Source organism: Bradyrhizobium sp. LA2.1, from assembly GCF_040547725.1.
Lineage (GTDB): Bacteria > Pseudomonadota > Alphaproteobacteria > Rhizobiales > Xanthobacteraceae > Bradyrhizobium > Bradyrhizobium barranii.
This window is the reverse complement of sequence record NZ_JBEPQI010000008.1, coordinates 41,040-59,371: the sequence shown is the minus strand read 5'-3', so window position 1 is coordinate 59,371 and position 18,332 is coordinate 41,040. Positions and strand designations below refer to the sequence as shown.

The window sequence follows — 18,332 nt, the reverse complement described above, 5'->3', positions numbered from 1 at the left end:
GGTAGCCGAGGCCGGCATCAAGACGGTCCCATAGCTCAACTGGATAGAGTAGCGGATTTCTACTCCGCGGGTTGCAGGTTCGAGTCCTGCTGGGATCGCCATTCATCACTGGATTGACGAGGCCGATGGAGCCGACTTCCGGTATCGGCCGCCCGCTCACCGGAGACGTCTTCAAGAGCCTCGCTGTTCTCGTCGATCCCGTGGACGATTTCGATTCGCGCTGCCGGAATTTCGGTGCCGCTTGATCGACGTGACGGACGCACAGTTACCTATCCTCATTACTTCACGAATACGTGGGTACCCTCGCCCCGGTCTTTGAACCGGGCAGACGAACCCTATCTATGCGCCGGGCGACGTGCGCCCGATAGGGAATTCGATGCTGCCAACCGAGTGGACGAGAATGGCTATCGCATCTGCGGTTGCCGTGATCGCGATGTCGTATTTGGCAATCGACGCTGGCGTCGTGAACTCCAGCGTGATCACACGGCGCATCGAGACGGCGCGGGCTTCCATTGCGGACGCGGCGGCCAGTCAGCATCAATTCGCCTTCGCTATTCAGGCCTGGGCGCGTCCAAGCCGCGAGAAGGCGGACTCGGAGCCACATTTGGAGCACTGCCTGGCGATCGATTGAGTCAGGCGCAGCACCAGATCAGCCGACGCCTAAGCGGCCTTTCTTTTGTTCACGGTCCGACTCCGCTTCGTTCCAAAAGCACGAATCGTCATCGCAAAAATCGGCAGCGCGCATTCATTAATGCCGCGTTTCGCTGGCTCGGTTCGTTCATGCATCCAAGGTCACGAGCACGGGCCGCAATCGGTACGCATCGATCGCGGCGTTCGACAGCAGCAGCCTGCGCCGCTCGCCGCGCAGCATCAACCGGTCGATCCTGTTCAGGATGAAGCGGGCTGAATCATTGGGCTCACCGGTGAGCAGGCCGGATTGGTCGAGATATTTCCAGGCGATCTCGAAAGACTGCGCGCGCAATTCGGGGTCTGTCATAGCCGGCCAACGTCGACGGGGAACGGATGTTCCTAACCGCGCAACGTCAGTCGCAGCGAACCACGGCGCGACGAAATGCGTAGCGCCGCGAACGAGATCACGACCAGCACGTTGGCTGCAACGAAATGGAGTGGTGCCGACCCGCCAGCCCCGGTCGGCTTTGAAGGGCCCCGTGCTTGTCCCCCGAGCACGGGGCTTTCTCATGCAGGCCAACCAGCGTCCCGACCTCGGCCGGCCATTGACGCGAGATCTCGCCGAGGATGCGATTAGTCCGTCTGCTCGTCGCGCCGGTCGCGGGCGAGCTGATGCCAGGCCAGAGCCAGTTGGATCAGTCTCTGCCGGTCGGCGCCGTCGGCGGACGCCGCGGCCCGCTTCATCGCCGCCTCGGCTTCGTGCTGTGGGTCGTACTTGGGGCACATGAGGCCGAACCTAACCGACCGATATGGACGGACCGATGGCAATTTCGTCCGTATGAATGCGGGGTGGCTTCGCGTCGTCCGAACCCACCCTGACGCATCTGTGAACTGCGTCACAGCCTGCAACCGGCGTCTCGGCTAAACAGAACTCAACCGCTCGCACCGCCGCGAGAGGGCATGGGTGGTCCATCATGACACAGGAAGCAGCAGCCGAGGCTCACGTCCCGACGCGACGCGCAAGGCCCGACCTATTCGGCGCCACGTTTCTTGCCACCATCGGTATCGTGATGCTGGCCTGGATCGCAGGCTTGGTCTGGGCCGCGATCGCGTTCTTCAACTGGCTGGTGTGACGCGCGAAGCGATCAGTATCGCTTCAGCAAGCAATTCGTTGCCCAGACAAAAGGAGGCGGGCCTGCGCCCGCCTCCTTGTTTCAGACCTTGCCTGCAGCCTCAGTAACACGCGCGAGGATCGGCCTGCACATACTGGCCGCTCGGATAGCGGTAGTAGCAATTGCCCTGGGCGAAATAATAGCCGGGCCGCGAGGCAGCCGTGGCGCCGGCGATCGCGCCGGTGGCGCCGCCGATCACGGCACCCGCGGCCGCGCCCGAGGCGTTGCCCGAGATCAGGCCGCCCAGCACGCCGCCGACGATGGCGCCGCCAAGTGCGCTTGCGCCGGGATCAGCCGATGGCGGAGGCGGCGGCGGTTCGTAGGCGACGGGAGGCGGCGCAGGAGCATAGCCCACCGGCATGTCGTCGAAGTAATCCTCGGAGATGTAGGCCGGCGGGCCGGCCATCCGCTGCGGATAATAGTACCAGACGCCGCCGACGTCCCACCACCAGCCGGAGCGGCCGTTGCGGACCTCGTGGCGCCAGCGCCCGCCATCCCAGGCGCGATTGCCGCGATAGGCGTGTCCGCCCCAGTCGCGCTCCGGTGCGGGGCCCCTGGCGTAATTGCGTCCGGGCGGCGGGCCGCCTGCTCCGTGTGGGCCGGGACCGGGGCCGCCGGCGTGGGGCTGGCCGCCGGGCTGTTGCGCGGGCCGGGCCGCCTGCTGCGGCGGGGGGCCCTTGCGCATGTTCTGATTGTTCTGGGGCGGCGCGCCCGCGCCGGGCCCCGCAGGCGTCTGGGCCTGGGGTCTTGGCGGCAATGAGTCCTGTGCCTGCGCCGAAAGCGCGACAAGGGACATGGCCGAAACCAAGGGAATAATGATCTTCATGCGGCTGGACGCACTCATGCGTGCTTAACCCCCTACTCTCGCGATTGCCGTGGTGCCTAGCGCGATAGACGATTCGCCTCGCGCCTGGCTGATGCCGGCGGACATAACTGACCTGCTTTGGTCGGCTAAGTCCCGTTACAAATGATTAAGATCACGGCAATTTTCGGCCTTGGGGGCGCGGCGGAACCGCTCTAGCGCGCCGGCTCGATCACATTGCAGTTGGTCCGCCCCGACATCAGGCAGTCCTGCATCTTGCTGGCCGCGGTGAGATCGCGGGCGAGCCACCAGCCGACACCGAGGATCACGAGCGCGATGATCAATCCGGCAATCGCACCACGACGGTTGTCGCCGGATTGAGGTTTTGCGAGGGATTTGGGCTTTTTGCCCGGTTCGGGCTTGGATTCGGGCTTGGACTCAGACTTGGACATGACTGGCCGATCGCAGGGGGGAGCCGGCTTTACCACCTCTGCGACGTCGCGTCACATCCCGGTCGATCGTTCAGCCCCGGGTCTGCCGGATCGCATCCTTGCGCGAGGTTTCGACCGCCGGAGTGGCCCGAGGTGCGCAGGTCGTCAGCAAGAATGCGGTCTGGGTGCATTCCCAATCCGCGCCGAGGACGGCACTTTCGATCGGCTTAGGGCGGGCGAGCAACAGTGCGACGCCAGCCAGGGCGACCACCGCGACGGCGATTGCGAGCGCCTTCGGGCTCAGTCTTGAGATCATCATGCCCGTGCTCCGTCTCGTACCGGGCGGACGCTAGGCGCCGCTCCGTGTGGTCCTCTATGAAGGACATCACAATTCGGCAGTTTTTCGGGGCTACGAGAGATCGTCGGTGGTGGCGATTTTTCGTCTACCTGATCGGCTGCGATTATGGGTGGCTTCGCGACGCGCGCCGATGTACACGCTTCTGCGTCGCGTGGTGCCTGCTATGCCCAGCCGACGTACCAACAGTCACCGATGTAGGATTGAAAGCGAGGAAGGCAAGGCCCGTGAGTGGATTTAGGGAACCCGGGTTTTCAGACCGGCAAAAGGCGGCGCAGGAAGCGCGCAAAAATCTTTTGAACAAATTCAAGTCGCAGCCCGGGCTGGATGATCCGGCGGTGGCGGCACGTCGTGCTGAGCGCGAGGCGCTCGCGGCCAAGCGCGCAGAGGCAAAGGCCGCGCGCGAAGCCGAGAAGGCCGAGCAGAAGCGTATTGCGGAAGAAGCTGCAGCGGCCGAAGCCGCGCGTATCGCCCGCGAAGCGGAAGAAGCGATCGCCAAGCAGGCTGAAGTCGAGGCCGAGCAAAAGGCCAAGCGCGACGCCCGCTACGCTGCCCGAAAGGCCAAGCGGAAGTAACGTTCGCAAGTCACGTTCAACTCACGTCGCGTTCAAGTGAAGTTGAACTGAAACATCGCTGGGGGCGGTCCATGTGACCGCCCTCGGACTTCCAAGCGCGCGGCTGCCTTCGCAGACGCCGCGACGACGGCGGAAGATCAGTTCTTCTTCATCATCCCGTCGTCTTTCTTCATCCCGTCCTTCGACATGTGGTCCTTCTTCATGCCGTCGTCCTTGGACATGGTGTCCTTCTTCATGCCGTCCTTGGACATCGTGTCCTTCTTCATCATGCCGTCGTCCTTGCCCATCTTGTCCTGGGCAAAAGCGGCCGGCGACAGCGCGAGGCCAAGCGACAGAGCGGCAGCCGAGACGCCGAGCACGATGCGGGTGCGAATGGTCATGAGTGATTTCCCTTCGAGATGGTGTTTGTCAGCGACGGACGCCGCTATCTGATCTCGACGGATTGCCCGCTGGCGTTGTTACGCGCCCACTGACAAAATTTCTGCGGGCCGGCTGCGAGGATGTTCCGTGTGCACTGCAGCAAGGCCGGCACTTGCCCCGGCATTCGGTCTCGAACTATCAGATGAGAGAATATTGGGTGAGAGACCGGCTAGGATGGACCTATGCGCTGGTCTCAAGGACCCAGCCCACCTCACACCAAACAAGAACCGGCCAAGGGCCGTCCAAGGGGATACACCATGCTCACGCGCCGTCATCTGATCGCGACCGCCGTCGCCGCACCCGCCATTCTTCGCTTCGGCACTGGTACCGCGCATGCCGCGACCACGCTGAAGATCTCGCATCAATTCCCGGGAGGGACCATCGACAAGGGCGACTTCCGCGACCGGCTCTGCCGCATGTTCGCGGCTGAAGTCGCCAAGCGCAGCAAAGGCGACATCGCCGCAGAAATCTATCCGAACTCCTCGCTGATAAAGACCAACGCGCAGTTCTCCGCGATGCGCAAGGGCGCGCTCGACATCAGCCTCTATCCGATGCCTTACGCCGGTGGTGAGCTGCCGGAGACCAATATCGGCCTGATGCCGGGCCTCGTGACCACCTACGACCAGGGCATGCGCTGGAAGAAGGCGCCGGTCGGCAAGGCGCTGACCGACTTCCTCGCCGACAAGGGCATCATCCTGCTCACCTGGGTGTGGCAGGCCGGCGGCGTCGCCAGCCGCTCCAAGCCGATCGTCGCTCCTGAAGATGCCAAGGGCATGAAGGTGCGCGGCGGCTCGCGCGAAATGGACATGGTGCTCCAGACCGCCGGCGCCTCGGTGCTCTCGGTGCCGTCGAACGAAATCTACGCGGCGATGCAGACCGGCGCCTGCGATGCCGGCATCACCTCCTCGACCAGCCTGATCTCGTTCCGGCTCGAAGAGGTCGCGAAGTCGCTGACCTCCGGTGCGGGTGCCTCCTACTGGTTCATGCTCGAGCCGCTGATGATGTCGAAGGCGATTTTCGACAAGCTGCCGAAGAACCAGCAGGACGTCCTGCTCGCCGTCGGCACCGAGCTCGAAGCCTTCGGCCGCAAGGGCGCGCAGGACGACGACGTCGAGGTCGCTAAGGTCTACGAGAAGGCCGGCGCCAAGGTCAGTGCGCTCGATGCCGCCACCGTCGGCAAATGGCGCGACATCGCCCGCGACACCGCGTGGAAGGATTACGGCGCCAAGACCGCGACCGCCGCCAACCTGCTCAAGCTCGCCTCCGACGTCGGCGCATGAGCCACGGTCCGCTTCCGGATCGTGACGACCAGGCGAACGCTGCCGCAAGGACCGGCCTTGCGGCGGCGATCGATCGCGGTCTCGCCGTCCTCAACAGCATCATCGTCGTGTTCGCAGCGATCGCGCTGATCGCGGCCTGCGCCATCCTGAGCTACAGCGTGCTCAGCCGCGCTCTGTTCAAGGCCGCCAATTACTGGCAGGACGAGGCTGCCGTATTCCTCCTGGTCGGCGCCACCTTCATGACGGCGGCCTATGTGCAGCAGAACCGCGGCCATATCGGCATCGAGGCCTTTGTCGGCCTGCTGTCGCCGCTCGCGAACCGGATCAGGCTCTGGCTGGTCGATGCTGCGACGTTCCTGTTCTGCGCCTTTTTCGCCTGGAAGTCCTGGACGCTGACCCATGAAGCCTATGTCGACGGTCAGGTCTCAAACTCGATGTGGTCGCCGCCGCTCGCCATTCCCTATTCGCTGATGGCGCTCGGGATGAGCCTGCTCTGCATCCAGATCCTCGTGCAGCTTGCGCTGCCTTTCGCGGGAGCCAGGCGTCCATGAGCGTTTTCGGTATCGGCCTCGCCTACGGTATCGCGACGCTGGTCGTGATGTTCTCAGGCATGCCGATCGCGTTCGCGCTCGGCGCGGTCGCGGTCGTGTTCATGGGCATCTACATGCCGGCCGCGTCCCTGGATACGGTGACGCAGAACGTCTACGAGGAAATGGCCTCGATCACGCTGCTGTCGATCCCGCTCTTCATCCTGAAGGGCGCCGCGATCGGCAAATCGCGCGCCGGCCAGGATCTCTATTCGGCCCTGCATGCCTGGCTGCATCGCGTCCCCGGCGGCCTCGGCGTCGCCAACGTGTTCGCCTGTGCGCTGTTTGCGGCGATGGCGGGCTCCAGCCCCGCGACCTGCTCGGCGATCGGATCGGCCGGCATCCCCGAGATGCGCAAGCGCGGCTATTCCGGCGGATTTGCCGCCGGCATCATCGCGGCCGGCGGCACGCTCGGCATTCTGCTGCCGCCCTCGATCACGATGATCCTGTTCGCGGTCGCCGCCGAAAAATCGCTCGGCCGGCTCTTCCTCGCCGGGATCGGCCCCGGCCTGCTGCTGGTCTCGCTGTTCGGCGCCTATGCGGTGATCCGCTTCCGCCAGGAATATGCCGCGGCGCAGGCGATCTTTGAGAAAGGCGGGCCTGAGGCTGCGATCCTGGCCCGCGACGAATACACGCTGGCCGAACGCTTCAGCGTGCTGCCGCGCGTGATCCCGTTCGTGCTGCTGCTCACCGGCGTCATGATCGCGCTCTATGGCGGATACGCGACGCCGTCGGAAACCGCCGGCCTCGGCGGCCTGCTCGCGCTGGCGCTGATCGCGGCGATCTACAGCGTGTGGCGGCCGAGCGACCTCGCCCCGATCTTGAAGTCGACGATCCGGGAATCGACCATGCTGATGATGATCATCGGCATGTCGCTGCTCTATTCCTACGTGATGAGCTATCTGCACATCTCGCAATCGGTCGCCGAATCCATCGTCGCGATGCACCTGCCGCGCTGGGAGCTGCTGTTCGCGATCCTCGTCATGGTCGTCGTGCTCGGCTTCTTCCTGCCGCCGGTCTCCATTATTCTCATGACGGCGCCGATCATCCTGCCGCCGCTCCGCGCCGCCAATTTCGACATCATCTGGTTCGGCGTAGTCATGACCATCGTGATGGAGATGGGGCTGATCCATCCGCCGGTCGGCCTCAACATCTTCGTCATCCGCAACGTCGCGCCGGACATTCCCTTGCGCGAGGTGATCTGGGGTACCCTGCCCTTCGTGCTGCTGATGATGCTCGCGGTGCTGCTGCTGTGCTTCTTCCCAGGAATCTCGACCGGCCTGCCGGACCTGGTGATGGGGCCGGACGGGAGCAGGTAGAGGCGATCGCAATTGCCGTAGGGTGGGCAAAGGCGCGCAGCGCCGTGCCCACTATCTCTCCTCGATCCCGATAAAAGTGGTGGGCACGCTTCGCTTTGCCCACCCTACGAGCTAACCCTAAGATCTCTACGATCTATCCTTCCGCCGTGACTTCGGCGCGATCGTGCTGCCGGCCACCACCTGCAACAGATCCTTGCGCACGGCCTCGATGTGCCGCTCCAAGAACCGGCAGGCCTCCTCGACCTTCTGCGCGCGGCAGAGCGAGATCAGATGGGCGTGCTCCTTCTCGGCTGTTCCCATCGCCTTGGTGTTGGAGAGCTGGAGGCGCGTGTAACGGTCGCTGGTCTGGAGCAGTGACAGCACGATCGCGCGCGTACGCGGCTGCGGGGCGTGAACGTAGAGTGCCATGTGAAAATCGGCGTTGAGCTGGCCCCATTCGCTGACGTTACGCGCCTTGATCGCCTTCTCGAAGCTCTTGTGGATGTCATCGAGCCCGCTGAAATCATCGGCGGTGAAACGCGGCGCCGATTGCGCCAGGAGGCGTGGCTCCAGGATTCCGCGCAGGTCGAACACGTCGTTGATCTCGTCCAGCGACAGCTCCGAGACGATCGCGCCCTTCTGCGGGACGATGCGCACCAGTCCTTCGGCCTCGAGCTGGAACAGCGCTTCGCGCACCGGGATGCGGCTGACGCCATAGGCCTCGCCAAGTGCGTCCTGCCGTAGCTGCGATCCGGCCGGATAGGTGCCGTCGAGGATCGCCTGCCTGAGCTGGTCGACGATCGCGGCCGACAGGGTGCGATGCTTCAGAGGCTGTTTCATCTGACCTTCTGTTGTCCTTCCCGACTCGTCGGCGCGAAGCGGTCCCTCTCTTGCATGTTGCGCGGCCCGGCAAAAGCCAGTGCCCAGCAAAAGCGCGTCCTGCCGCCGAAATGACCGCAATCTCCGTTTGACACGCAAAATGTATAAATTATACATTTGCCGATAGCACGAGATTTCTCAGGGGTCGGGGCCTCTTTCATGATCGAGCAGACGATGCCGGCCACGCGCGCATTCAGCGTTCGACGCATGGTCGTCCGCGCGTCCAGTGCCCTGCTCGCCGTCGAGCGCGTCGCGCTGATGGGCCTGATGTACCTGCTCACCGGCCTGATCCTGGTGAACGTCGTCACCCGTTACGCGCGCTTCCCGATCTACTGGATCGATGAATCCGCCGTCTATTGCGTGGTCTGGCTGACCTTTGTCGGCGCCTCCGCGATGACGCGGCTGCGGCTCGATTTCGCGGTCACCATGCTGACGGAGCGTCTTTCGCCGCGGCACCAGAAGATCGCAAAGGTGATCTCGACCGGCATGGTCGTCGTGTTCGGAATCGCGCTGATCGTGACCTGCATGCTTTGGATGGACCCGATTGGCCTCGCGCGCGCCGGCTTCGACGGGCGCAAGCTCGCGGCTGAGACCTTCAACTTTCTCTATACCGAGCACACCCAAACGCTGAACTGGCCGACCTGGGTGCTCTATTTGACGCTGCCGATCTTCGCGGTCTCGATGACCATCCACGGCCTCGCCAACCTGCTGGAAGATCTCGAACTGGTCCCGCGCACGCCGCCGAAGGGCTTTGCGCTCTCCGAACTCGACGGGGTCAACTGATGATCACGTCAGCCGCCTTCGTCGCGATCATGCTGGTCGGCGTGCCGATCGGCCTCTGCCTGTGCCTTGCCGGCCTCGTCTACATCGCAGCATCCGGCAATCCGGTGCTGTTCCAGTCCTATCCGCTCCAGCTGTTCGGCGGCGTCGACAGCTACGGCCTGATCGCCATTCCGCTCTTCATCCTGATCGGCGAGATCATGAACGGCGGCGGCATCACAAGGCGCATCGTCGACATGGCGATGGCCTTCGTCGGCTCGCTCAAGGGCGGGCTCGCCTACGTCAACATCCTCGCCAACATGTTCATCTCCTCGATCCTGGGATCTGCCACCGCGCAGGTCGCGATCATGGCGCAGATCATGGTCCCGGAGATGGAGAAGAAGGGCTACGACAAGACCTTCGCAGCGGGATTGACCGCCTATGGCGGCATGCTCGGGCCGATCATTCCGCCGTCGGTGATGTTCGTCGTCTACAGCGTGCTCGCGCAGGTCTCGGTCAGCGACATGCTGATCGCCGGCATCGTGCCGGGCGTGATCCTCACGGTGATGTTCTGCCTCGTCATCGCGCTGATGGGATATGTCTACAATTATCCCCGCGCGGACTATCAGACGCCGCGCGAGCGCGTCATGACGATCCTGCGGACGTCACCCACCCTGCTGATCCCGATCGTCATCGTCGGCACCATCCTCAGCGGCCTCGCCAATGCGACGGAATCCGCTGCGGTCGGCGCGGTCGCCGCCGCACTTGTCGGGAAATACTGGACCAAGGAATTCGAGTTCTCGCAGCTGCCGCAGATGATGCTGCGCAGCGCCATCTATTCGGCGATCGTGCTGTTCCTGGTGGCGGCCGCGGCGGTGTTCTCCTGGGTGCTGATCTTCGGCAAGGTGCCGCAGGAAACCGCCGGCTGGATCCAGTCCGCTGCCAAGGACCCGGTCAGCTTCATGCTGATCTGCAACGTCATCCTGCTGATTATCGGCACTGTCATCGACGGCATTCCCGGCCTGATCATGACGGTGCCGATCCTGCTGCCGGTTGCAACCGACGTCTACCACATCGATCCCAGGCATTTCGGCGTCGTGGTGGTGATCAACCTCGTGCTCGGCCTGCTGTCGCCGCCGGTCGGGCTCTGCTTCTTCGTCGCGGCCGCCGTCACCGGCGCCAAGCCGGGCAAGATGTTCATGGTGACGCTGCCGTTCTTCGTCATCTCCTGCGTCCTGCTGGTGCTGCTCTCGCTCTACCCCTCGCTCTCGCTGATCCTCATCAAATAGGCCCGTTCAAAAGGAAGCCCGACCATGCCGCTTTCACGCCGCCGCTTTCTCGCCGCCAGTGCCGCCGCCTCGGTGTTCGCACCGTCGCTGGCGCTTGCCCAGGCCAAGGAATTCCGCCTCGGCCTGATCACGCCCAACGGCCATTCCTGGAACAAGGCGGCGCTGAAATTCGGCGACGATCTCAAGGCCGCCACCAACGGCCGGCTCACCCTGACCGTGTTCCATTCCGGCCAGCTCGGCAACGAGCCCGCGATGATGCAGCAATTGCAGTCCGGCGCGCTCGACATGGGCTTCATCCAGGCCGCCGAGCTCGGCTCGCGCGTGCCGCACATCGCCGCGATCAATGCGCCCTACATCGTCCGCTCGACGCCTGCGGTCGCGAAATTCGTGCGGCATCCGGCTGCGGTGAAGCTGTTCGATGTGCTGCCGCAGGAGACCGGCACCATCGGCCTCGGCTGGGGCATCACCGGCATGCGCGCGGTGTTCTCGTCCAAGGACCTGAACTCGCTCGCCGACATCAAGGGCATGAAGCTGCGTATCAACCCGACGCCGGTCTATCGCGACTTCTATTCCTCGCTCGGTGCCGCACCGACGCCGATCCCGACGCCGCAGGTGTTCGACGCGATGGCCAACGGCCAGGTCGATGGCCTCGAGGCCGATCTCGAATTCTCCTGGAACCAGCGCTTCGACAAGGTCTCGAAGGTGATCCTGCAGATGAATGCCGTCTTCATGCCGATGGCGGCGGTGGTCTCGGGCCGGGTCTGGCAGACGCTCCCCGCAGCCGATCGCGAGCTGATCGCCAAGACGGTGAAGTCGACGCTGGACGCGCAGATCGACGAGTTGGCCTCCAACGAGCCCGCGCTGATCGAGAATTTCAAGAACGCGCCGATCCCGATCCGCCAGGTCCCGCCTGGCGACACCGAGGCTGTCATCGCCGAGTTCGACAAGATCTGGCTGCCCAAGGCACCTGTTCTCGCCGAGCTGCGCAAGGTCGGCGCGACGCTCTGATCCCATTCGCCATCCTCTTCACAACAGCCGGCGGCCCCAGCCCCCCGCCGGCAAACTCACTTGGAGTCAATTCATGAGCCGCCGCGTTTCCTGGGAAGGCGTCTTCCCGGCCGTCACCACGCAATTCCACGACGATCTCTCGCTCGACATCGACGCCACCGCCAAGGTCATGGACGGGTTGATCCGCGACGGCGTCTCCGGCCTGATCGTCTGCGGCTCGGTCGGCGAGAACACCTCGTTGGAGCGCAAGGAGAAGGTCGCGATCATGGAGACGGCGAAATCCGTCGCGAAAGGCCGCGTGCCGGTACTGTGCGGCATCGCCGAGTTTACCACCGCCTTTGCGGTCGAGACCGCCAAGGAAGCCGCGCGCGTCGGCATCGACGGCGTGATGGTGATGCCGGCGCTGGTCTATTCGTCGAAGCCGCACGAGACCGCCGCGCATTTCCGTGCCGTCGCCTCCGCGACCGACCTGCCGGTGATGCTCTATAACAACCCGCCGATCTACAAGAACGACGTCACCCCCGACATCCTGGCCTCGCTCGCCGACGTCGAGACCGTGGTCTGCTTCAAGGACTCCTCGGGCGACACGCGGCGCTTCATCGACACCAGAAACATGGTCGGCGACCGCTTCGTGCTGTTCGCAGGGCTCGACGACGTCATCGTCGAGAGCATCGCCATGGGCGCGGTGGGCTGGGTCTCCGGCATGTCGAACGCCTTCCCGCGCGAGGGCGAGACGCTGTTTCGTCTTGCCAAGGCCGGCCGCTTCGCCGAGGCCATGCCGATCTACGAATGGTTCATGCCGCTGCTGCACCTCGACGCACGGCCCGACCTCGTCCAGTGCATCAAGCTGTGCGAGCACATCATGGGCCGCGGCACCGCGCTGACCCGTCCGCCCCGCCTCGCCCTGCTGCCGCAGGAGAAGGCCGAGGTTGAGGCGATGATGGCGAAGGCGCTCAAGAACCGGCCGCGCCTGCCGGATGTCGGGTTGAAGGCGGCGTAAGCGAAGGTCTCGTAGGGTGGGCAAAGCGAAAGCGTGCCCACCATTTGAGATCAAAATCGCGGAGAGATGGTGGGCACGGCGCTACGCGCCTTTGCCTACCCTACGAAGCTAGGAAGCAGCCCGCTTCTTCTTCGCGTTGAGCGCGGAGGCTACGCGGCTCACAGGCGGCTTGCCCAGCACGTCGCTCATCTCGTTCGTGGCCGCCAGCAGCTTGTCCATGTCGACGCCGGTCCTGACGCCCATGCCGTCGAGCATGTAGACGACATCCTCGGTCGCGACATTGCCCGTCGCGCCCGGCGCGTAGGGGCAGCCGCCAAGGCCGCCGGCGGCGGCATCGATGACGCGGACGCCTTCCTCTAGGCCGGCATAGAGATTGGCGAGTGCTTGGCCGTAGGTGTCGTGGAAATGCATCGCGAGTTTGGCCGGCGGGATATTGGCGCTAACCGCGCGCAGCATCTCCTTGGCCTTATCAGGCGTGCCGACGCCGATGGTGTCGCCGAGCGAGATCTCGTAGCAGCCGAGCTCCCACAGCGTGTTGGCGAGATCGGCGACCGCCTTCGGCTCGATCTCGCCGTCGAACGGGCAGCCCAGCACGCAGGAGATATAGCCGCGGACCCTGACGCCATCCGCCTGGGCGCGCGCCAGCACCGGCTTGAACCGTTCGATGGACTCCGCGACCGTGCAGTTGATATTGGCGCGCGAAAACCCTTCCGAGGCCGCCGCGAACACGGAGACGACTTGCGCTCCGGCAGCGCGCGCGGCGTCATAGCCCTTCTCGTTCGGCACCAGCACGTGGAATTCGGCGCCCTTGACGTGGCTGACGCCGCGCAGCACGGCGTCCGAGCTCGCCATTTGCGGGATCGCCTTGGGCGAGACGAAGGCGCCGACCTCGACCGTGGTGAGGCCAGCGGCTACGAGCGCCTCGACGAAGGCGATGCGGGCCTCGACGCTGACGGGCGTCTTCTCGTTCTGGAGGCCGTCGCGCGGCCCCATTTCGATGATGCGGACGGGATCGCTCATCTCACTCTCCCGATGGCTCGACGACGGCGAGCTCGACGCCCTCCTGGACGATGTCTCCGACCTTGCATTTGATCGATTTCAGCACGCCGGCGTAGGGCGCGCGCAGCGTCTGCTCCATCTTCATCACTTCCAGGGTGAGGATCGGCGCGCCCTTGTCGAGCTTGGCGCCCTCCTCGGCCAGCACGGCGACGACCGTGCCCGGCAGGGGCGCCGCGATCTTGTCCTCTCCGACATGCTCTTCGCTCTCGCCGCCGAACGGATCGACCCAATGCAGGTCGAAGCGACCATTGCGTGTGCGCAAATACAGCTCGTGACCGTCGATCACGGCTGCGACCTGCGATTTGACGCCATCGAGCGTCAGATCGAAGCCGCCGTCGCGCGAGGCGATCGTGAACGCCAATTCGCGGTCGCCGGTCAGCAGCGTCGAGGGACCGCTGCCATAGTTCAGCGTGATCTTCTGTTCAGGTCCATGGCCGACACGGAAGGCAAAGCTGCGCTGGCGGCGGCCGACCGGCATCCAGCCAAAGGTCTGCCAGGGCGAACTCGCCTCATCTTGCGCGGCCTGCCGCTCGTCGTTGATAACAGCGGCGACTGCTGCGCACAGCTCGAGCTCGCCGGGTGCCGGCGGGGCCTGCGTCAGGCCCGCCAGCTCCCGCTCGATGAAGCCGGTGTCGATCGCATTGGTCCGCACCTTCGGATGCGTCATCAGCGCCGACAGGAACGGGATGTTGGTGACGATGCCGCGGACGTCGGAGTCTTGCAGCCCGCGATTCAGCCGTTCGATCGCGACGTCCCGCGTCGGGGCCCACGCGATCATTTTTGCGAGCATGGCATCGTAATAGGGCGAGACAGTATCGCCTTCGCGATAGCCGGCGTCGATGCGCAAGCCGCCGGTTTCCGCCGGCAGCCGCCAGGTCGAGATCCTCCCGACCGACGGCATGAAGTTCTTGGTCGGATTTTCCGCGTAGACGCGCGCCTCGACCGCATGGCCGTTGAGCCGGATCTCGTCCTGCTTCAGCGGCAGTGCCTCGCCGAAGGCGACGCGCAGCTGCCACTCAACGAGATCGATGCCGGTGATCAGCTCGGTCACGGGATGCTCGACCTGAAGCCGCGTGTTCATCTCGATGAAGAACACGTCCTTGCCGTCGGAGACGAACTCGATCGTGCCGGCACCGACATAGTTGACCGCGCCGGCCGCCTTTCGCGCGGCGGCGCAGACAGTCTCGCGCTGGGCGGGATTGAGCGTCGGCGACGGCGCCTCCTCGATCACCTTCTGGTGCCGGCGCTGCAACGTGCATTCGCGCTCGAACAGCGACAGCAGATTGCCGTGGCTGTCGCCGATGATCTGCACCTCGATGTGACGGGGATTGTCGACATATTTTTCGATCAGCATGCGGTCGTCGCCGAACGCGGCCTTGGCCTCGCGCTTGGCGCTGACGATCGCCGGCCCAAGCTCGTCTGCCGAGCGCACGATGCGCATGCCGCGGCCGCCACCGCCGGCGGACGCCTTCACCAGGATGGGGAAGCCGATCTTGTCCGCCGCCTTCGAAAGCGTCGCGTCGTCCTGGGCCTCACCGTGATAGCCGGGCACCAGCGGCACGCCGGCCTTCTCCATCAGCGCCTTGGAGCCGGACTTCGAGCCCATCGCCGTCATCATCGCGGCGGTCGGGCCGACGAACACCAGGCCCGCCTCCAGGCAGGCCCGCGCGAACTCGGCATTTTCGGACAGGAAACCGTAGCCCGGGTGGACGGCTTCCGCGCCGGTCTTTCGCGCGGCCTCGATCAGCCGCTCGACACTGAGGTAGCTGTCGCGGGCCCGCGCCGGACCGAGCAGCACGGCTTCATCCGCGAGCGCGACATGCATCGCGTCGCGGTCGGCCTCGGAATAGACCGCGACCGTGCGCAGGCCCATGGCTCGCGCGGTGCGGATGACGCGGCAGGCGATCTCGCCGCGGTTGGCGATCAGGAGCGTGCGAAAACGCCGGTAGAGCATTGAACGGTCCATCGCATCACATCCTGAACAGGCCGAATTTCGTAGGCTCAATCGGCGCATTCGACGCCGCGGAAAGGCCGAGGCCGAGCACGAGGCGCGTGTCGGCCGGGTCGATCACGCCGTCATCCCACAGACGCGCCGTTGCGTAGTATGGGTGCCCCTGGCTCTCATATTGCGCGCGGATGGGCTCGCGGAACTTGTCTTCCTCTTCCTTCGACCAGCTATCGCCCTTGGCCTCGATGTTGTCGCGCCGGACCTGGCTCAGCACCATCGAGGCCTGCTCGCCGCCCATCACCGAGATGCGCGCGTTCGGCCACATCCACAGGAAGCGCGGCGAGTAGGCGCGGCCGCACATGCCGTAATTGCCGGCGCCGTAGGACCCTCCGATCACCACGGTAAATTTCGGCACCGAGGCGGTCGCCACCGCCGTGACGAGCTTGGCACCGTCGCGCGCGATGCCGCCGGCCTCATATTTCTTGCCGACCATGAAGCCGGTGATGTTCTGCAGGAACACCAAGGGAATGCCGCGCTGGCAGCACAGCTCGATGAAATGCGCGCCCTTCAGCGAGCTCTCGCTGAACAGAATGCCGTTGTTGGCGATGATACCGACCGGATAGCCCCAGACATGGGCGAAGCCGCAGACCAGCGTCGTGCCGTAGAGTTTCTTGAACTCGTCGAACTCCGAGCCGTCGACGATGCGGGCGATGATGTCACGGACGTCGAACGGCTTTCGGCCGTCGACCGGCACCACGCCGTAGATCTCTTCGGCCGCAAACAGCGGATCGCGCGGCTTGTGCATGTTGAGGTTCGGCCGCACCGATGGCTTCAGCGTGCCGACGATGCGCCGGGCGATGCCGATCGCATGGGCGTCGTTCTGGGCGTAGTGGTCGGTCACGCCCGATTGCCGCGAATGCACGTCGGCGCCGCCGAGCTCCTCGGCACTCACCACCTCGCCGGTCGCGGCCTTCACCAGCGGCGGGCCGCCGAGGAAGATGGTGCCCTGGTTGCGCACGATGATGCTCTCGTCCGACATCGCGGGGACATAGGCGCCGCCGGCGGTGCAGGAGCCCATCACGATCGCGATCTGCGGGATGCCCTGCGACGACATCTGGGCCTGGTTGTAGAAGATGCGACCGAAATGGCGCTCGTCCGGAAAGATCTCATCCTGAAGCGGCAGGAAGGCGCCGCCGGAATCGACCATGTAGACGCAGGGAAGATTGTTCTGCCGCGCCACGTCCTGCGCGCGCAGATGCTTCTTCACCGTCATCGGATAGTAAGTGCCGCCCTTGATGGTGGCGTCGTTGGCGACGATCACGCATTCGCGGCCCGAGATGCGCCCGACGCCGGTGATGACGCTCGCCGAATGCACGTCACCGCCATAGAGGCCGTACGCCGCCAGCGGCGACAGCTCCATGAACGAGGTGCCGGGATCGACCAGCAGGTCGACGCGCTCGCGCGCCAGCATCTTGCCGCGCGAGGTGTGGCGGTTGCGCGAGACCTCGCCGCCGCCGCCGGCGACCTGGCTCAGTTTTTCGCGCAAGTCCGCGACAAGCCCGCGCATGGCCTCGGAATTGCGCGCAAAGTCTGATGAAGACGTATCGATGCTGGAATGGAGCGGCATGTTGATTCCAATGAGGTGAAGGTTTCAGGCCGTCTCGGACATCAGCTCGCGGCCGATCAGCATGCGACGCACCTCCGAGGTGCCGGCGCCGATCTCGTAGAGTTTTGCGTCGCGCCAGAGACGTCCGACCGGGAATTCGGAGGTGTAGCCGACGCCGCCAAGCGCCTGGATCGCCTCGCCGGCCATCCACGTCGCCTTCTCCGCGGAATAGAGGATCGCGGCCGCCGCATCCTTGCGCAGCGTGCGGGCGTGATCGGCGCGGTCGCAGGCGCGCCCGACCGCATAGACATAGGCGCGCGCCGACTGCCAGGTCGCATACATGTCGGCGAGCTTGCCCTGCATCAGCTGGAAGTCGCCGATCGGCTGGCCGAACTGTTTTCGTTCATGCATGTAGGGCACCACGGCGTCCATGCAGGCCGCCATGATGCCGAGCGGGCCGCCCGACAGCACCGTGCGCTCGTAATCGAGGCCGGACATCAGCACCTTGACGCCCTCGCCGACCTTGCCGAGCACGTTCTCTTCCGGCACCTCGCACTCGTCGAAGAACAGCGGATAGGTGTTGGAGCCGCGCATGCCGAGCTTGTCGAGATGCTGGCCGTGGGTGAAACCCTTGAAGCCCTTCTCGACCAGGAACGCGGTCATGCCGCGCGGGCCCGCCTCCGGATCGGTCTTGGCATAGACGACCAGCACGTCGGCGTCGCCACCATTGGTGATCCACATCTTGGAGCCGTTGAGGGCGTAGCGGTCGCCGCGCTTGTCGGCGCGCAGCTTCATCGAGACGACGTCGGAGCCCGCGCCGGGCTCGGACATCGCGAGCGCGCCGACATATTCGCCGGAGATCAGTTTTGGCAGATAGCGCGCACGCTGCGCGTCGTTGCCGTTACGGCGGATCTGGTTGACGCAGAGGTTAGAATGGGCGCCGTAGGACAGCCCCACGGCGGCCGAGCCCCGCGAAATCTCCTCCATGGCGACGATATGGGCGAGATAGCCCATGCTGGAGCCGCCATATTGCTCCGGCGCGGTCATGCCGAGCAGGCCGAGGTCGCCAAAGCGCTTCCAGAGGTCGGCCGGGAACAGATTGGCCTTCTCGATCTCGGCGGCGCGCGGGGCGATCTCCGCCTCCACGAAGGCGCGCAGCGTGTCGCGCAGCATGCTGATGTCTTCGCCCAGATCGAAATCGATGCTCGGGATGTTCAAGGCGATTCCTCCGTAT

Annotated in this window: 21 protein-coding genes and 1 tRNA gene; 11 read left to right on the top strand and 11 right to left on the bottom strand. The window is 64.8% G+C overall.

Annotation, left to right across the window (positions count from 1 at the left end; all coding sequences use genetic code 11):
• Window positions 1–24 precede the first annotated feature (24 nt).
• Both ABIB95_RS17310 and ABIB95_RS17305 read left to right on the top strand, forming a co-directional pair.
• A tRNA-Arg gene (locus ABIB95_RS17310) sits at window positions 25–101 on the top strand.
• A 275-nt stretch (window positions 102–376) separates the two neighbouring features.
• Window positions 377–631: a hypothetical protein gene (locus ABIB95_RS17305; RefSeq protein WP_228411358.1), complete on the top strand. Its 255-nt coding sequence runs from the start codon at window positions 377–379 to the stop codon at window positions 629–631.
• A gap of 147 nt (window positions 632–778) precedes the next feature.
• Here ABIB95_RS17305 and ABIB95_RS17300 read toward each other — a convergent pair whose 3' ends face one another.
• Both ABIB95_RS17300 and ABIB95_RS17295 read right to left on the bottom strand, forming a co-directional pair.
• Window positions 779–997, bottom strand: coding sequence for a hypothetical protein (locus tag ABIB95_RS17300; protein WP_166341428.1), 219 nt, complete (start codon window positions 995–997; stop codon window positions 779–781).
• A gap of 266 nt (window positions 998–1,263) precedes the next feature.
• Window positions 1,264–1,416: a hypothetical protein gene (locus ABIB95_RS17295; protein ID WP_014495428.1), complete on the bottom strand. Its 153-nt coding sequence runs from the start codon at window positions 1,414–1,416 to the stop codon at window positions 1,264–1,266.
• 188 nt (window positions 1,417–1,604) lie between these two features.
• On the opposite strand from ABIB95_RS17295, the gene ABIB95_RS17290 reads away from it, so the two are divergent.
• Window positions 1,605–1,763, top strand: coding sequence for a hypothetical protein (locus ABIB95_RS17290; RefSeq protein ID WP_028161343.1), 159 nt, complete (start codon window positions 1,605–1,607; stop codon window positions 1,761–1,763).
• Between the two features lie 100 nt (window positions 1,764–1,863).
• Here ABIB95_RS17290 and ABIB95_RS17285 read toward each other — a convergent pair whose 3' ends face one another.
• From ABIB95_RS17285 to ABIB95_RS17275, 3 genes are all read right to left on the bottom strand, one after another.
• A complete protein-coding gene (locus ABIB95_RS17285; protein WP_354240795.1) occupies window positions 1,864–2,646 on the bottom strand; it encodes a hypothetical protein in 783 nt (260 codons plus the stop codon).
• A gap of 173 nt (window positions 2,647–2,819) precedes the next feature.
• Window positions 2,820–3,056, bottom strand: coding sequence for a hypothetical protein (locus tag ABIB95_RS17280; protein ID WP_085401256.1), 237 nt, complete (start codon window positions 3,054–3,056; stop codon window positions 2,820–2,822).
• Between the two features lie 70 nt (window positions 3,057–3,126).
• Complete coding sequence (locus tag ABIB95_RS17275) at window positions 3,127–3,354, bottom strand: hypothetical protein (protein WP_028150973.1); 228 nt, start codon at window positions 3,352–3,354, stop codon at window positions 3,127–3,129.
• A 263-nt stretch (window positions 3,355–3,617) separates the two neighbouring features.
• On the opposite strand from ABIB95_RS17275, the gene ABIB95_RS17270 reads away from it, so the two are divergent.
• Window positions 3,618–3,965 (top strand): DUF6481 family protein, encoded by a 348-nt coding sequence (locus tag ABIB95_RS17270; protein ID WP_071914157.1) that lies wholly within the window; start codon window positions 3,618–3,620, stop codon window positions 3,963–3,965.
• 137 nt (window positions 3,966–4,102) lie between these two features.
• On the opposite strand, the gene ABIB95_RS17265 is transcribed toward ABIB95_RS17270, so the two are convergent.
• Window positions 4,103–4,345, bottom strand: coding sequence for a pentapeptide MXKDX repeat protein (locus tag ABIB95_RS17265; protein ID WP_028150975.1), 243 nt, complete (start codon window positions 4,343–4,345; stop codon window positions 4,103–4,105).
• Between the two features lie 297 nt (window positions 4,346–4,642).
• On the opposite strand from ABIB95_RS17265, the gene ABIB95_RS17260 reads away from it, so the two are divergent.
• The 3 genes from ABIB95_RS17260 to ABIB95_RS17250 are packed head-to-tail and all read left to right on the top strand — an operon-like array spanning window position 4,643 to window position 7,571.
• Window positions 4,643–5,665 (top strand): TRAP transporter substrate-binding protein, encoded by a 1,023-nt coding sequence (locus tag ABIB95_RS17260; protein ID WP_063983435.1) that lies wholly within the window; start codon window positions 4,643–4,645, stop codon window positions 5,663–5,665.
• A complete protein-coding gene (locus tag ABIB95_RS17255) occupies window positions 5,662–6,216 on the top strand; it encodes a TRAP transporter small permease (protein WP_354240793.1) in 555 nt (184 codons plus the stop codon). The genes ABIB95_RS17260 and ABIB95_RS17255 overlap by 4 nt, the downstream gene beginning before the upstream one ends.
• The gene (locus tag ABIB95_RS17250) at window positions 6,213–7,571 is read left to right on the top strand and encodes a TRAP transporter large permease (RefSeq protein ID WP_063983437.1); all 1,359 of its coding nucleotides are present in this window, start codon (window positions 6,213–6,215) and stop codon (window positions 7,569–7,571) included. The genes ABIB95_RS17255 and ABIB95_RS17250 overlap by 4 nt, the downstream gene beginning before the upstream one ends.
• Window positions 7,572–7,697: 126 nt before the next feature.
• On the opposite strand, the gene ABIB95_RS17245 is transcribed toward ABIB95_RS17250, so the two are convergent.
• Entirely contained in the window at window positions 7,698–8,390 is a 693-nt protein-coding gene (locus tag ABIB95_RS17245; RefSeq protein WP_354240791.1) for a GntR family transcriptional regulator, read from the bottom strand.
• 213 nt (window positions 8,391–8,603) lie between these two features.
• Here ABIB95_RS17245 and ABIB95_RS17240 point away from each other — a divergent pair, with 213 nt between their 5' ends.
• From ABIB95_RS17240 to ABIB95_RS17225, 4 genes are all read left to right on the top strand, one after another.
• The gene (locus tag ABIB95_RS17240) at window positions 8,604–9,212 is read left to right on the top strand and encodes a TRAP transporter small permease (protein WP_354241154.1); all 609 of its coding nucleotides are present in this window, start codon (window positions 8,604–8,606) and stop codon (window positions 9,210–9,212) included.
• Window positions 9,212–10,477, top strand: coding sequence for a TRAP transporter large permease (locus ABIB95_RS17235; protein WP_354240789.1), 1,266 nt, complete (start codon window positions 9,212–9,214; stop codon window positions 10,475–10,477). Before ABIB95_RS17240 ends, ABIB95_RS17235 begins: the two co-directional genes overlap by 1 nt.
• Before the next feature lie 24 nt (window positions 10,478–10,501).
• Complete coding sequence (locus ABIB95_RS17230; RefSeq protein ID WP_038936090.1) at window positions 10,502–11,485, top strand: TRAP transporter substrate-binding protein; 984 nt, start codon at window positions 10,502–10,504, stop codon at window positions 11,483–11,485.
• 73 nt (window positions 11,486–11,558) lie between these two features.
• The gene (locus ABIB95_RS17225; RefSeq protein ID WP_038936091.1) at window positions 11,559–12,485 is read left to right on the top strand and encodes a dihydrodipicolinate synthase family protein; all 927 of its coding nucleotides are present in this window, start codon (window positions 11,559–11,561) and stop codon (window positions 12,483–12,485) included.
• Between the two features lie 108 nt (window positions 12,486–12,593).
• Here ABIB95_RS17225 and ABIB95_RS17220 read toward each other — a convergent pair whose 3' ends face one another.
• Genes ABIB95_RS17220 through ABIB95_RS17205 form a run of 4 tightly spaced genes read right to left on the bottom strand, consistent with a single transcriptional unit; the run spans window position 12,594 to window position 18,271 of the window.
• Window positions 12,594–13,505, bottom strand: a complete 912-nt coding sequence (locus ABIB95_RS17220) for a hydroxymethylglutaryl-CoA lyase (RefSeq protein ID WP_354240787.1) — start codon at window positions 13,503–13,505, stop codon at window positions 12,594–12,596.
• 1 nt (window position 13,506) lies between these two features.
• Window positions 13,507–15,510, bottom strand: a complete 2,004-nt coding sequence (locus tag ABIB95_RS17215; RefSeq protein WP_354240785.1) for an acetyl/propionyl/methylcrotonyl-CoA carboxylase subunit alpha — start codon at window positions 15,508–15,510, stop codon at window positions 13,507–13,509.
• Window positions 15,511–15,514: 4 nt separating this feature from the next.
• Entirely contained in the window at window positions 15,515–17,119 is a 1,605-nt protein-coding gene (locus tag ABIB95_RS17210) for a carboxyl transferase domain-containing protein (protein WP_071914169.1), read from the bottom strand.
• Between the two features lie 24 nt (window positions 17,120–17,143).
• A complete protein-coding gene (locus ABIB95_RS17205) occupies window positions 17,144–18,271 on the bottom strand; it encodes an isovaleryl-CoA dehydrogenase (RefSeq protein WP_155795611.1) in 1,128 nt (375 codons plus the stop codon).
• Window positions 18,272–18,332: the final 61 nt, after the last annotated feature.